Genomic DNA, 14186 nt, shown 5'->3' on the forward strand with positions numbered 1-14186 from the left:
GAGATCAGCCCTTCATGCCTGAGAGGTGGCGCGCAGCGTGAGGGTCACTGTCTGCGGTCCGTGCCCACCGAGGTAGACACGGTTCCCGGTCGTCGCGTCGGTGCCGCCGACCACGGTGTAGTACTGCCCCGGGTCGTAGCGCAGTACGTCGCTCCGGTCCGGTGCGGCGAGCGGTTCACCCGTCTCGACGGCGGCCTCGACCCGGATCTCGTCGTCGCCGACGCGGTAGGTCAAAGGCTCGGTCGTCAGGCACCAGCATCCGTCGCCGAGCGGTACGGCGCCCTGCGGCTCGCCGCCCGACCGGAAGGTCAGTTCGAGGGCCCAGGGCACCGCTGGGCCGCTGATGTTGATCCGCAGGTCGGCCCCGTCCTCCCGCAGGTCGACCTCGACTCGGGTCGTGTGGGAGACCTCGTCCTGAGGGCGGTCGGGGAAGGCCATCGCCGCGGAGAAGCGGCCCTCGTCCACCAGGCGGTAGGCGCCGTCGTCGCGCCTGAGGTCCTTCGGGAGCGGCTGGTAGTAGGCGGTTGTGAGGGTTTGGGTGAGCCGGTACCGGTTGTCGGCGAGCTGTTCCATGTCGGCGGCGCGGAACGGGCCCAGGTCGAAGAACACCCGCGAGAGGCGGACCGCGTCGAGGACGGCGTCGCCGGCGAACATGCGCAGGAAGGTGGGGTTGCAGGCGAGGCCCGAGCGGATGCGCCGGTGCTCGGGCACGTCGGAGCCGCCGTACACCACCGTGTGCGCTGTGGCCGAGGCGCGTGTGGCGAGGCGTGCGGTGGTGAGGTACCGGTGGCGCGGGAGTGTCTGCGCGGCCGGGGCCGGCAGGGCGCGGCACAGGTCCGGAGTGAGGAGGGTCTGGGCGAGCAGGTCGGGGTCGTCGATGCCGTCGGCGGCCGCCAGGCGGGCCGCGCGGGCGAAGTCGCCCCGGCCGGTGCGGATCGCGAGCAGCCGGTAGTGCGGCAGGTAGGGCCACAGCGGGAACGAGAGCTTCTGGTCCTGGCGGCGCGAGTGGACGGTCTCCACCGTGCCGTCCGGCCTGATCAGGTCCAGGGTCGTGGCGAGGTTGCGTTCGACGGCGTCCAGCAGGTCGGTACGCCCGAGCACCTCGGCCAGCAACAGCAGCGCCGGGTTGGTCACGATGGACGCGTAGACGGCGCTGCGTTCCGAGTACAGGCCCTCCGCGTCGATGTCGACGCCCTCGGCGAGCCACTCCTCGACGCGGTCGAGCAGCCGCTTGTCCGGGAACGACCGGTGCAGCCGGGCCAGTGCCGCGCACAGCTCCCAGCGGTGGTTCGGGGTGTGCACGCCACCGGTCAGGAGACTGCCGGAGGCGGCGTCGGCGATCTCGGCGAGCGCGGCCGTGACCTCGCGCAGTTCCGGCCCCGCGCCGGCGGCGAGGACGTGCGTGTCGCACACATCGTTGACGGTGAACGCGGAGTCCGGCGGTGACTGCACGTTGTCGCCGCCGGCGAAGAGGCCGGTGGTGGTCTGCACGGCCCGCAAGGCGCCCAGGTGGGTCATCGCGGCGGCGACGGCCTGTCCGCTGCCGTGCAGTGCCGAGTCCGGGGAACGGTACGCCGCGACCAGGGTCTTCACCCGGCGCGCCAGACCACGGTGCGGCACACCGGCGAGTTCCTCGTCGGGGCCGGCCGCCAGCGGGGCGGCCGACCGGTCGGCGGCGCGGGCCGCCGCGCGGACGAACTCGTGGTCGAGCGGGTTGGGCAAGGTCAATCCTTCAGTCCGGCGTTGATGTCGGCGTTCATGACGTAACGCTGGAACACCAGGAAGACGACGATCAGCGGAATCATGGTGATGACCGAGCCGCCGAGCACCACCGACCAGTTGATGTTCTGCGCGCCGACGAGGCTCTGGATGCCGATCTGCACGGTGAACTTGTTGGGGTCGTTGAGCATCAGCAGCGGGAAGATGTAGTCGTTCCATCGCCACTGGAACGACAGGATGGCGAGGGTCAGCATGATGGGCCGGGAGATCGGCACCATGATCCGCAGGAAGATCGACAGTTCACGCGCCCCGTCGATGCGGGCGGCCTCGATGAGCTCGTCGGGGACCGTCAGGAAGAACTGGCGGAACATGAAGCATCCGGTCGCGGTGAGCAAGGCCGGGACGATGATGCCGGCGAGCGAGTTGTACAGGCCCAGGTCGCGGACCACCAGGAACTGCGGGGCGAGCATGACCTCGCCCGGCAGCATCGTCGTGGCCAGGATGCAGATGAAAAACACCTTGAGCCATTTGTTGTCGTACTTGGCCAGCGCGTACCCCGTGCAGCAGCTGACTCCCACCGTGAGGATCGTCGCGATCACACACACGATGGCCGTGTTGATGAAGTACTGGGAGAAGTTGGCGCCGTCCCACGCTGCCTTGTAGCCCGACAGGGTGGGGTCGTCCGGAAACAGCGACAGCGAGGAGAACAGGTCTCCCGCCGGCTTGAAGGAGCTGAGGACGAACCACAGCACCGGAAACCCGTAGACGGCCGCCAGGACCCACAGCAGTGTCGTCGCGGGCACCGCGCGCCGAAGCCCGCCGCCGGCCGCGCCGCGGGGCCGCTTCTTGCGGACAGCCCGTCCGGGCTCGGCGTCGACCTTGCGTGGCATGTCTGTGGTTGTCATCGGTTCTCCACCCGCCGGTTGACCATCAGCTGGATGATCGCGACGGCCATCAGGATGAGCATGAGCACGAACGACGCGGCGCTCGCGTAGCCGATCTGGCCCGATTTGAAGCCGGTCTGGTAGATGTACTGGACAAGCAGGTTGTTCGACGTTCCGGGTCCGCCGTTGTTGAGGGAGGCGAACAGCGGGTACTCCTTCATCCCGTGGATCGTGTTGAGCAGGATGACGATGAAGGAAGTCGGCGCGATGCTCGGCAGGGTGATGCTGATGAACTGGCGCCACGGACCGGCGCCGTCGAGGGCGGCCGCCTCGTAGTACGACTGCGGTACGTTCTTGATCGCCGCGATGAACAGCAGCATGGAGAAGCCCGTCCAGGCCCAGGATGCCGCGACCACCACCACGATCAGCGACAGGTCCGCGTTCGACTGCCACGGAACGGCACTTCCGCCGAGCTTCTCGATGAGGTAGTTGACCAGTCCGAAGTTCTCGCCGAACAGCCACCGCCACAGGACGCCCACGACGATGGGGGACAGCAGCCACGGGATGAAGAAGAAGACGCGGGCGACCGACACGCCCTTGGCGTGCTTGCTCACCAGCACATTGGCGATGAGCAGCGACAACACGAAGTTCAGCGGAACGAAGAGCACGGTGTACAGCAGCGTCCGGGTCAGCGCGTCGAAGAAGGTGGAGTCCCCGAACAGGTTGCTGTAGTTGTCCAGTCCGACGAACTGGAACGCCCCGATGCCCGTGTAGTTCGTGAAGGAGTAGACGAGCCCGATCACCGCCGGCCAGACGAAGAACAGCGCGAAGAGCACGACATTGCCCGCGATGAGGACGAGCGGCGCGACGGTGTACTTACTGCGTCTCCTGGGCGGGCTCGCGGACACGGCCGAGGCGCGTTTTGTCATCTTCCTGACTCCGTGCTGGTGGAATGGATTGCTGTGGGCTCAGGCCATGAGCCCGGCATCACGTGGGCGCCCAGGGCCGGGCGGCGCGTCTGGACCCCGCCGCCCGGCCCTGTGGTCTACGACGCGCCGCCGACCTGCTGGTTGTAGCCGGCCACGATGTTCTCCAGGGCCTTGTCGGCCGACTGCTGGCCGTTGATCGCCTTGCCGAGCTCCGTCTTGGTCGGGTCCTCGGTGAGGGTCTTGCCCTTCAGCGCCCAGTTCGTCTGCGCGGTGTTGAAGTAGCCGGAGATCGGGTCGTAGAGCGGGATCGACTCGTTGTAGAGCTTGAACGCCGCCTGCGCCGCCTCGGACTTGAAGGGGTACTTCGGGTTCAGACCGCTCTCGACGGGCAGGAACCCGGACGCCTCGCACAGCGCCTGGTAGTGGGCCGGCTCGTACAGCCAGGACAGGAACTTCTCCGCGGCGGCGGCCGCGTCGCCGTTGTTGTTGAAGCCCACCGTCATGCCGCCGCTGTTGACGTCGCTGGCCTGCACCGGCTCGGCGGGAGTCGGGACGCTCGCCCACTCGAACTTCGTGATGCTCTCCGCGTAGGCGGCGACCTGCCACACGCCGGACCAGTAGGCGACGACGTCACCGCTCTGGAACATGGCCGACGGGTCGGCGCCGCTGGTCCACACCGACTTCGGCATGGTCTTGTCGTCGTTCCATCCGACGAAGGTGTTCACGGCCTTCTTGGTCGCCGCGTCCACCGAGAACTTGCCGGAGTCGTCCGCGTGGACGTACTTGCCGCCCATCTCGTACACCATGGCGCGCAGCCGGGACGGCGACTGGTCGAAGGTCAGGGAGTACTTGGCGTTGGTCTTCTCCCGGACCTCGTTCGCAGCCTTGATGAACTCGGTCCAGGTCCAGGTCTTGTCGGGCGAGGTCGGGTAGTCGACGCCGGCCTTCTCGAAAAGCGACTTGTTGATGAACATGCCGGACGCGGTGACGTCCGAGGGGATGGACAGCACCTTCCCGGACGAGTCCTTGGCGACGAAGTTGCCGTTGATCTTGTTGCTCTTCTTGTCGGCGATGGAGCGGAGGTCGATCAGCTTGTTCGCCCAGATCGGGTCCAGCTTCGGCACCGACGCCACGTCGGGCAGGGAGTTCGCCTGCGCGGCGTTGCGCAGCTTCGCGTCGTAGCCGTCGTAGGGGATGTTGACGAGCTTGATGTCGACGCCGGCTTCCTTCTTGTACTGCGCCACCATCTTCTTCCAGCCCGCGTCCTGCCCCGGAACCGTGGAGATCCAGAACGTCAGCGACTTGGAGGTTCCGCCCGAGCCGGAATCCGACCCGCAGGCGGAGAGCAGCAGGGCACCTGCCGTGGCCACGGCAGCGAGGGGAGCCAGGCGGCGTATGCCGCCGCGGCCGAGTCGGCGGGAGCGCCGCACACCCACAGTGGTCATCTTCGATCCCTTTTCGTCATAGGGGACGGAGCACGGCGCCGACCGAGGCGGCACAGGTGCATTTTGCAGGAAATTTCGCTTTCCGGGGGGGGCACGGCCTCGCCCGGCCGCATCGCCGCCTCGACGGGTGGGATCCCCGGCCATGAGGGCCGTCGTCGCACGAGCACGCCCTCGTGCGGCTGCCGTACTTCGCGTACGGGCGGGAGGCTCACCCGGAGTCGGCGTCCCGGCCGACTCAGAAAGCGCTTGTCCGGACATTGGCAGATCGAGTCGGAGGCCGTCAATGCTTCGCCCCCGCGGTCTCGGTCACGGTTTGGACTCCTCGGGTGACCGCGAGCCGGGCGGCACCCACGACGGTGCCGAGATCGCCGACCGTGCTGCTGACGACTTCGGTGGGCCAGCTCAGCCGGGCGAGTTCCGCCCGCACACCGGGCAGCACCTGCGGATCCGCCCCGGTGCTGCCGCCGAGCACGATGAGCCCCGGGTCCAGTACGGCGGTCACGGCGGCGGCGAGACGGCCGACGTCGGTGGCGTGTCGGCCGATCACGGCGCGGGCCGCCGCCCGGCCCTGACCCGCCAGGGCGAAGAGCTGCTCGGCGGTGCGCGGGCACGGCCCGTCCTCGTCCGGCCAGGCCTCGGCCGCCCGCCGCAGGAGCGAGCGGGCGCCGATGTACTCCTCCAGGGCCTCGTGGCGCGGCTCGCGGCCGTCGTCCCAGGGGTAGGGCAGCCGGGCCAGCTCACCGGCGGCGCCGTTGGCTCCGCGCAGTACCTGGCCGCCGACCACGATGCCGAGGCCGATACCGACGCCGATCCGCAGGTAGCCGAAGGTGTGCCGGCCGCGCGCGGCGCCCTCGTGCAGTTCGGCGAGCGCGGCGCAGTTGACGTTGTTCTCGAGGTGGAGGGGAACGCCCGGCGGCAGGGCGACGGCCATGGCGTCGAAGACGGGGCCGGCCTTGGCCGTGGCGGGGCGCATCCGGGCGCCCTCCTTCTCGCGTGCGGTGACGTCGCCGACGGCGACGACGACGGTGCGCAGCGGGGCGCCGGCGGGCAGCGCGACGAGTGCCTCGCGCACCACCTCGGCGGCCTCCTCCCGGGTCCCGGTGGCCTGGGCGAGCAGGGTGCCGTCCAGGGCGCAGCCGCGCGCCCGGGTGAGGGCGGGGCCGAGGTCCACGGCGAGCACCGCCCCGGCGGCAGGCCCGAGGCCGTACACGGCGGCGGTGCGGCCCGTGCCGCCGGAGGCGGTGCCGGAGTGGGCGGCCAGCCGGGCGCTCTCCAGCTCCGCGACGGCGGCGGACACGGTGGGCTTGGACAGGCCCGCCAGGCTCGCGAGCTGCGGCCGGGTCGCACTGCCGGCCGCGGCCAGCACGGCGAACACCGCACGCGCGCTCTCGCTCAGGTCCATGCTCTCCCCAGGTGGTGCGGCGGCGGCCGGGCAGCGGCGGAGAGGTCCGGGCGCGCTCTCGCACCGCCCGGCACGCGGTCTCGCGCACCGGACAAAGGCCCCAGTGGCTCCTGCCCCAGCCGCGACTTCGTCCGACCGTGGGCACCGCCACCGAGAACCTTCGTCCGCACGCCGCGAGCACGCACCGGACGACACGGGAACGCACCCGGACTCCCCCGGCCCCTCCAAGGGTCGCCAAGGTCGTTCGGCATCGGGTTTCCGCGCCTCTTGACGCGCACCCTACTTCGTTAGTTAACTTCCTAACGAAGTGCACGGTACTCGCCTGCCGTGTTCCGCACGAGGCCCGTCCCGGGGCTTCCCGATTCTTCAACACCCGTTTTCGAAACACGGTTCGCCCGCCGTCATCGCGCTGCGCAACGATGAAAGAGGACCCGTGCAGGAAACGACGCCCCTCGTGGTCGGTATCGACGTGGGCGGCACCAAGACGCATCTCCGCGCCCGTGCGGGGGACGCCCTGATCGCCGATCACGTCCGCACCAGCAGCGGCTGGCGGCCGCACGACCCGGTGGCCGCCGCGGGCTGGCTGGCCGCGCTGGTCGCCGACGCCCTGCCGAGGGGCAGCCGCCCGTCCGCGCTCGCCGTGGGCGGGCACGCCTGTGAGACACCCCGCCAGTGCGCCCAGCTCCGCACCGCCCTGCAACTCCACTTCGACGCGCCCGCGCTGGTGGTGGGCGACGCCGAACTGCTCGTTCCCGCCGCCGGGTTGGACAAGGGGGTCGGCCTGGTCGCCGGCACCGGGTCCGTCGCGGTGGGCAGGCTGCCGGACGGCACCCCGGTCCAGGTCGGCGGCTGGGGCGCGGCCCTCGGCGACGAGGGCGGCTCGGCCGGTCTGGTCCGCGAGGCGGCACGGGCCGTATGGGCGGCGCACGACCTCGGTGAGGAGCCCGACGCTCTCGCGCGCGGGCTCCTCGACGCGTTCCAGGTCGCCGAAGTGCCCGCCCTGGGCGCGGCGTTGGAGAGCGCCCAGGACATCTCCGCTCAGCGGGGCCGGCACGCGCCGGTGGTGTTCGCGGCCGCCGAGGCCGGTTCGCCGCTCGCGCGCGCGGTGATCGACGAAGGCGGCCGCTCCCTGGCCGCGCTGGTCGGGCAGCTCGCCTCGCGCGGGGTCCCGGTGGACGACGTCGTGGTGGCGGGCAGCACGATCCTCGCGCAGTCCGTCCTGTACGAGGCGTTCGCCGCCGCCCTCGCCGACTGCGCACCGGGGGCCACGCCACGGCCCCTGGAGGTGCCGCCGGTCGACGGGGCCGTAGCGCTCGCCCGTTCACTTGTGTGACACCTGCCGGACGCCGGGCCATCCCGAGTCCGACACAACTCGCCCGTAGATCTTCGCTCGTAAGACTCGATCCTTTGCGCCTGATCAGTCTCCCGCGCACCGGACGGTCGAGTCGATTACCTCGATCCTCTTCCGGCCGTAGAGCCGTAGACCTTCGAAAGAGGCACGCATGCCGTCACCCGCCGAGGGCCACGCCACCCCGTCCATCAACAGAAGGCGCTTTCTCACCGCCTCCGTCGGAGGCGGCGCGGCCCTGCTGGCCGTCCCCGCCGTCGCCGGCTGGCTCCCCGCCGCCGACGCCAAGGCCGCCACGAACACCGCCGCGTTCGTCGACGACTACAAGACCAACGTCGTCGAGAACCAGACGCCCGAGACCAACGCGGTGGTCCGGATCCTCGGCGGCTTCGCGCACGTGTGGAAGACCGGCGGCGCCTGGGACACCGGCACGCCGCTGATGCCCGAGGTGCTGCGCGCCAACATGCGCTACAGCGCGGACATCACGTCGCGGCGCACCGAGGCGGAGGCGAAGCGGGCGTTCATCACCGACCGCCAGCACCAGAGTTACTCCGTGATCGACGGGCTCGGCCCGCTGGCCGAGCTGTACAAGGAGGGCGCCAAGGCGGTCACCTCCATCACCAGCGCGCCGGACGGCACCCCCGCGGGCAAGATCAGCGACTCGGTGCCCGCCGACGCCCCGGCCGGATCCGCGACCGGCGCGGGGGCGACCGACTCGGAACTCGGCCAGGTCGCCGCCCTGGTCAACACCGTGCGTGGCCCGTTCGCCTCCAGCAACCCGGCCAAGTTCACCTTCCAGTACCCGCGTCCGTGGCGCATGAACGAGGACAGCGAGGTCGTCGACACCGGGCGCACGGACCCGTTCGGCTTCCCGGTGTACGACTCGAAGGTGGTCGTCGCCCCGCAGTTGCTGCGCCAGCGCTCCACCGACCCGGCCGAGGACGGGGGTTACCCCAGCGGTCACACCAACGCCATCCACCTCGCGGCGCTGGCCTACGCGTACGCCGTGCCCGAGCGCTTCCAGGAGCTGGTGACCCGGGCGTTCGACCTCAGCCACGACCGCATCGTCTCCGGCATGCACTCCGCGGTCGACGTCATCGGCGGCCGCGTCATGGCCACCGCCCTGGCCGCCGCCGCGCTGGCCGACCCGGCGAACGCCGAGCTCAAGGCCGCGGCACGGGCCCAGGCCCTCGCCTACTTCCAGGAGCGGACCGGCACGACGGCCGACACCCTGTACGACTACGCCCACTCGGCCGGCACCGACACCGACCCGTACGCCGACCGGGACGCCAACGCCCGTACGGTCGAGCCCAAGTTGACGTATGCGCTGAAGCGGCAGGGCCGCGACACGCCCCTCACCGTGCCGAAGGGCGCCGAGGTGCTGCTGGAGACGCGGCAGCCGTATCTGACGGCGGCCCAGCGCCGCGAGGTGCTGCGCACGACCGCGCTGCGCGCCGGGTACGTCCTGCTGGACGGCCCCGAGCAGTGGGGCCGGCTCGACCTGTTCGCGGCGGCGGACGGTTACGGCGCCTTCGACTCCGACGTGACCGTCACCCTGGACGCGGCGGCCGGCGGCTTCGGCGCGGCGGACACCTGGCGCAACGACATCCGCGGCGAGGGCGGTCTGACCAAGCGCGGCACCGGCACGCTCACCCTGACCGGGCACAACCGGTACCACGGCGGCACGGCCGTCGAGTGCGGCGCGCTGGTCGCCGGGTCCGCGGGCGCGCTGGGCCAGGGCGACGTGCGGGTGACGGGCGGCACGCTGCGCGCGGACAAGGTGCTGCGGGTGCGCGGCTCGTACGTCCAGAAGGGCGACACGCGGCTGGAGCTGCTGCTGCGCAAGAACCACGGTCCGGCGCTCGAGGTCTCCCGCCGGGTCCTGCTGGGCCGGGGCTCCGTGCTGTCGCTGCGGCTCGACGCCGAGCGCCCGCCGGTCGCGGGGTCCACGGTGCCGGTGATCGAGGCGCGGCGGCTGCGCGGCCGGTTCCACCGGGTGGAGCTGAACTCCGACACGCTGCGGGCCGTACCCGTCTACACGACGGAAGGTCTGTCGGTACGACTCCTGAAGCGGTAACGACGTCCCGGGCGGGAGCTGATGCAGAGTAGGCCCATGGGCCGGCTCCTGATCAGCTTCCGCCGACTCGGGGCCGACGGCGCCGTGGAGCGGATGATGACGCTCGAACAGCAAGCGGCCCCGGCCTCGGACACGCCCCCCGACGCCCGCCCCGCGCGGCGGCCCCTCGGGCGCCTGCTCGTGCCCCTCCTGGTGGTCGTGCTGCTGGGCCAGATGGCCGTCGCGATGGTCACGACCGCGGTCCAGCAGACGCCGACGATCGACGAGCCCGTGTACGTCGGCACGGCGGCCGAGTACCTCCACGAGCACCGCGTGTTCCACAACCCCGAGCATCCGCCGCTGGGGAAGCTGGTCATCGGCGTGGGGGTGGCGCTCGCCGATCCGTGGGTCGATCCCTCGTTCACCGGCGATCAGGGCCGGTTGGGACGGCATCTGCTGTACGAGTCCGGCAACGACCCCTGGCGCCTGATGCTGTTCGCCCGGCTGCCCGTGATCGCCCTGACGCTCGCCTTCGGGCTGGTCGTGTTCGCCTTCGCCCGTGAACTGGCCGGACCGGTGGGCGGACTGCCGGCGCTCGGGCTGTACGCCTTCTCCCCCGACGTCATCGCACACGGCTCGCTCGCGACGCTGGACGTGCCTGCGTCCGGGTTCGTGCTGACGGCGGTCTGGCTGCTGTGGCGGGCCCGTCACCGGCCGCGGCTGTATGTGCCGTTGGCCGGGGCGGCCCTGGGGGCGGCCCTGGCGACCAAGATGAGCACGCTGGCGGCGGTGCCGGTGCTGGCCGCGCTCGCGGGGCTGTCGGTGTGGTGGGCGCGGGCGCCCTCCGGGTCCCGTCGCCGGGCGCTAGGCCGGGCCGCCGTCGGCGCGGGCGCCGTGACGCTGGTCGCGATCGCCGTCGTGTGGGCGTCGTATCTGGTGGTCGATCCGCGGCTGCGCTGGGCGCCGGAGCAGCCCGCCCCCGTGGTGCGCGGGCTGCGCGGGCTCGCCGTGGAACTGCTGCCGTTCCCTGAGGCCTACCGGGACGGGATGCGGGTCCAGTTCCGCTTCGAGAACCATCCGTGGGAGGGCTTCCTGTTCGGGCGGCTCTACACGGGCTCGCTCTGGTACTACCTGCCGGCCGCGCTGCTGGTGAAGACACCGCTCGGCATGCTCGTCCTGTGGGTCGCAGGCGCCGTCACCGTGGTGGCCGTGCGGCGGCTGCGGCCCGTGGCGCCGTATCTGCTGCTCCCGGCCGCCGTGCTGCTGGGCGCGGCCATGCTGGGCTCGCGGGACTTCGGCACCCGCTACGCCGTCTTCGTGCCGATGTTCCTGGCAGTGGCGGCCGGTTGTGTGCTCGCGGTGCGATGGCGATGGGCGCCGGTCGCGGCCGGCGTACTGGTGTTGTTCGTCGCGGTGAGCTCGCTGCGGACGTACCCCTACTATCTGCCGTACTCCAACGAGGCGTTCGGCGGTCCGGCCAAGACCCATCTGCGGCTGCACGACTCGAATGTGGACTGGGGCCAGGACCTGGGCAGGCTCGCCGACCGGCTACGCGAGCGGTACCGGGGCGAGCGGATCTGGCTGGTGTACAAGGGCAGCGGGGTGCCGTCCCACTACGGGATCCGCGCCGCCGATCCCCGCGAGGTGCCCGTCGGCGAGGTGCGCGGACTGCTCGTGGTGTCCGATTCGTCCGTGGCCAAGGCGACCGGGAGGCTGGCCGAACTGATCGACAGCAGTCGGCCGATCGACACGGTCGGTCATTCGATCACGATCTACCGCCGTTGACCGTGGGCACCGGAGCGGCCCTGGCCGACACGGTGCGTGAGCTATGTTGAGGCACTGTGGGAGACAAACGAGGCGCACCGGAGCCATCCCTTCAGCAGGCACGCGCACAGGCATCCGCCATCACCTCGGGAAAGGCGGTCCCGGAGACCGAGGCTTCGCCGACTTCCCAGCTCAGGACGCTCTTCGACCGGCCCCGGCTCTCCCCCGGGCAGCGGCGTATCGCCCAGTACCTGATCGAGCACATCACCGAGGCCGCGTTCCTGTCGATCACCGATCTCGCCGACCGGGTCGGGGTCAGCCAGCCGTCCGTGACCCGCTTCGCCGCGGCGGTGGGCTTCAGCGGTTACCCCGCGCTACGGGAGAAGCTCCAGGCGATCGCCCTGGGCACCCTGGCCGGAGGTCCCGTCGCGGCGGACGAGAACGGTGCCAACGAGCTCCAGGCCGCCGTGGACGCCGAGATCGAGAGCCTGGAGAACCTGCGGCGCGACTTCGCCGACCCCGGCCAGGTCATCGACATCGGCCGCAAGCTGTCGCAGTCGACCCCGCTGACCGTCCTCGGGCTGCGCATCTCGGTGTCCCTCGCCGAGTACTTCGCCTACGCCGCCCGCCGCATCCACCCCGACGTACGGCTGGTGACCCGGGGCGGCAGTGTCGCCTACGACGCGCTGCTCCAGTCGCGCGAGGCCGGCGGCACCTGGGTGCTGGCGTTCTCCATGCCCCGGCACGCGCACGAGACCCTCACCGCCGTGCAGGTCGCGCGGGGCGCCGGGCTGCGGGTCGCCCTGATCACCGACCTGGCGCTCGGGCCGGTGGCCGACTCGGCCGACGTCGTCTTCGCCACCGGCACCGGATCGCGGCTGGTCTTCGACTCCTACGCCGCGCCCGGCGTGATGGCCGCCGCGCTGCTGCAGGCCATGACCGACGCCGACCCGGAGCGGACGCAGGCGCGGCTCGAGGAGTACGAGCACCTCTCCGACCAGCACCAGTTCTTCCTCCGGGACTGATCCACTCGGGTCAAAGCACGCCACACCGCCAGCATTCACAACAAAGCGCGCATGAATGTTTTCATACGCCTTGAAAAGAAGACGGCATATATAAATACTGCAACACGCAACATCCGCCCGCCGAAAGCAGCCGGTCCGCTCATGCGCACGTCACCCCATCCGCCGTGCGACTGCCGCCTGTCTTTCCGGGCTCCTCTGCGAACAGCCGTGGCCGCCGTCTCCTACCCGCGTCGGCGCTCGGGCTGTTCTGTCGGGCATCGCCTGCGCGAGCGCCCGTGGCGGCGGCCCCGGTCATCCCCTAGGCCGGGGCCGCCCCCGACCCCGTCGGACAACCGGACGACGCCGCACACCCGGAAGCGATGACCATGACCCTGACGACGACGCGCATCAGCCCGGACTGGCCGTGCCAGGTCAAGACCCCCGGTTCCTACGACTGGGAGCGTTCCGCGGCCAAGTGGCTGCGTGAGCTGGTGCCGGCCCGCTACGCCAGCTATCCGGCGCTGATCCGCCACCCCGTGCTGCTCGCACGACACGCGGAGCTCCAGGTCCAGAACGAGATCCGGGTCGCGCGCACCGCGCTGCAGACGGCGCGGGCCGACCTGCCCCGGCTCGGCATGCCCGAGTCGGTCATCGAGCACACCATCAAGCTGTACGCGGCGGAGGTCATGCAGTTGCAGCACATCGCCCGCAGCGTGCGCGCGGTGTCGCAGGCGCTGGTCGACCGCGGTCGCTGAGCCATCGGCTCCCGGGGCTCCCGCACGGGGCGTCAGGAGGCGCCCGCGGTCGCCGCGCAGGTGACCGTCGCCGACGGCCGGCCGGTCGCGTCCGAGGTGTCGGCGAGGAACCCGAAGGTGACGCTGGCGCCGGGTGCCAGAGCGCCGTTCCAGGACGCGTTGGTGACCGTCGCCCTGCCGTCCCGGGCCGTGGCGAGGGTGCCGTCCCAGACCTGGGTGAGACGGGCGCCGTCGGGCGGTTCGACCGTCGCGGTCCAGCCGGAGGCCGAGGCCGCGGGCGCGTTGGTCACCGTCACCTCGCCCTGGAAGCCGCCCTGCCAGCTGTTGACGGTCCGGAAGGACGCGGTGCAGTCGGGATCACCCGCCTCGCCCGCGCCGGGTGCCTCGGACGCGGTCGGGTCGGGCTCGGCCGCGGAGGCGGTCTCGGACGGAGCCGGTTTCCCGGCCGTCGCGTCCTCGTCGTGGCCGGGGAGCAGGAGGGCGGCGCCGAAGCCGATGACCGCCGCCGCCGTCACGGCCACCGCGACGGCGGTGCGGCGGAAGCCGGGGCGGCCGGCCGGACCGGGGTGACCGCGGCGCCCTGCGCCCGAGGTGTCCTCGGGGACGGCCGGCAGTTCCTGTGTCGCGTCCTCGACGCCGGGCAGGGCCCCGGGCAGGGCCACGGCCTCGTAGCCGGCCTTGTTCTCCTCCCACTCCTTGAACAGCTCCGCGAGGGCGTCGGTCCGGCGTGGGCGCAGGACGTGGATCGGTTCCAGGGCCGGGACTTCGTCCGGGTCCGGCTCCGCGGGGTCGGGCCGTGTGGACACGCCGCTCTCCTTCCGTCCCCCGTCTGCACGGGGCTTCGCCAATCCCGAGGAGAGATACGGGCCCCGCGTCCCGC

General features: G+C 71.4%; 11 protein-coding genes. 5 read left to right on the forward strand and 6 right to left on the reverse strand.

Features of this window, described 5'->3' with window-relative positions:
- Positions 1-12: 12 nt before the first annotated feature.
- The 5 genes from ACP4J3_RS27040 to ACP4J3_RS27060 form a co-directional block, all read right to left on the reverse strand.
- Entirely contained in the window at positions 13-1722 is a 1710-nt protein-coding gene (locus tag ACP4J3_RS27040) for a hypothetical protein (RefSeq protein ID WP_426538645.1), read from the reverse strand.
- Positions 1723-1724: 2 nt separating this feature from the next.
- On the reverse strand, positions 1725-2624 hold the full coding sequence (locus tag ACP4J3_RS27045; RefSeq protein ID WP_426538646.1) for a carbohydrate ABC transporter permease: 900 nt from the start codon (positions 2622-2624) through the stop codon (positions 1725-1727).
- Entirely contained in the window at positions 2621-3532 is a 912-nt protein-coding gene (locus ACP4J3_RS27050) for a carbohydrate ABC transporter permease (protein ID WP_426538647.1), read from the reverse strand. The genes ACP4J3_RS27045 and ACP4J3_RS27050 overlap by 4 nt, the downstream gene beginning before the upstream one ends.
- A 116-nt stretch (positions 3533-3648) precedes the next feature.
- On the reverse strand, positions 3649-4977 hold the full coding sequence (locus tag ACP4J3_RS27055; RefSeq protein ID WP_426538648.1) for an extracellular solute-binding protein: 1329 nt from the start codon (positions 4975-4977) through the stop codon (positions 3649-3651).
- Positions 4978-5257: 280 nt separating this feature from the next.
- Positions 5258-6379, reverse strand: a complete 1122-nt coding sequence (locus ACP4J3_RS27060) for an ROK family transcriptional regulator (RefSeq protein WP_426538649.1) — start codon at positions 6377-6379, stop codon at positions 5258-5260.
- A gap of 433 nt (positions 6380-6812) precedes the next feature.
- Between ACP4J3_RS27060 and ACP4J3_RS27065 the strand changes: the two genes are divergently transcribed.
- From ACP4J3_RS27065 to ACP4J3_RS27085, 5 genes are all read left to right on the forward strand, one after another.
- The gene (locus ACP4J3_RS27065; protein WP_426538650.1) at positions 6813-7712 is read left to right on the forward strand and encodes an N-acetylglucosamine kinase; all 900 of its coding nucleotides are present in this window, start codon (positions 6813-6815) and stop codon (positions 7710-7712) included.
- 169 nt (positions 7713-7881) lie between these two features.
- Complete coding sequence (locus ACP4J3_RS27070; RefSeq protein WP_426538651.1) at positions 7882-9804, forward strand: phosphatase PAP2 family protein; 1923 nt, start codon at positions 7882-7884, stop codon at positions 9802-9804.
- Positions 9805-9897: 93 nt separating this feature from the next.
- On the forward strand, positions 9898-11568 hold the full coding sequence (locus ACP4J3_RS27075; protein WP_426538692.1) for an ArnT family glycosyltransferase: 1671 nt from the start codon (positions 9898-9900) through the stop codon (positions 11566-11568).
- Positions 11569-11624: 56 nt separating this feature from the next.
- Positions 11625-12572: a MurR/RpiR family transcriptional regulator gene (locus ACP4J3_RS27080; RefSeq protein WP_426538652.1), complete on the forward strand. Its 948-nt coding sequence runs from the start codon at positions 11625-11627 to the stop codon at positions 12570-12572.
- Positions 12573-12931: 359 nt separating this feature from the next.
- Positions 12932-13306: a hypothetical protein gene (locus tag ACP4J3_RS27085; protein ID WP_426538653.1), complete on the forward strand. Its 375-nt coding sequence runs from the start codon at positions 12932-12934 to the stop codon at positions 13304-13306.
- A 32-nt stretch (positions 13307-13338) separates the two neighbouring features.
- On the opposite strand, the gene ACP4J3_RS27090 is transcribed toward ACP4J3_RS27085, so the two are convergent.
- Positions 13339-14112, reverse strand: coding sequence for a cellulose binding domain-containing protein (locus tag ACP4J3_RS27090; protein ID WP_426538654.1), 774 nt, complete (start codon positions 14110-14112; stop codon positions 13339-13341).
- Positions 14113-14186 lie beyond the last annotated feature (74 nt).

This window comes from Streptomyces sp. UG1 (genome assembly GCF_049974585.1).
Classification (GTDB): Bacteria; Actinomycetota; Actinomycetes; order Streptomycetales; family Streptomycetaceae; genus Streptomyces.

Bases quoted from the DNA above. Each gene is read 5' to 3' on its own strand.
- ACP4J3_RS27085 (WP_426538653.1), top strand. From the start codon at position 12,932: ATGACCATGACCCTGACGACGACGCGCATCAGCCCGGACTGGCCGTGC.
- ACP4J3_RS27055 (WP_426538648.1), bottom strand. From the start codon at position 4,977: ATGACCACTGTGGGTGTGCGGCGCTCCCGCCGACTCGGCCGCGGCGGC.
- ACP4J3_RS27060 (WP_426538649.1), bottom strand. From the start codon at position 6,379: ATGGACCTGAGCGAGAGCGCGCGTGCGGTGTTCGCCGTGCTGGCCGCG.
- ACP4J3_RS27070 (WP_426538651.1), top strand. From the start codon at position 7,882: ATGCCGTCACCCGCCGAGGGCCACGCCACCCCGTCCATCAACAGAAGG.
- ACP4J3_RS27050 (WP_426538647.1), bottom strand. From the start codon at position 3,532: ATGACAAAACGCGCCTCGGCCGTGTCCGCGAGCCCGCCCAGGAGACGC.
- ACP4J3_RS27045 (WP_426538646.1), bottom strand. From the start codon at position 2,624: ATGACAACCACAGACATGCCACGCAAGGTCGACGCCGAGCCCGGACGG.
- ACP4J3_RS27075 (WP_426538692.1), top strand. From the start codon at position 9,898: ATGATGACGCTCGAACAGCAAGCGGCCCCGGCCTCGGACACGCCCCCC.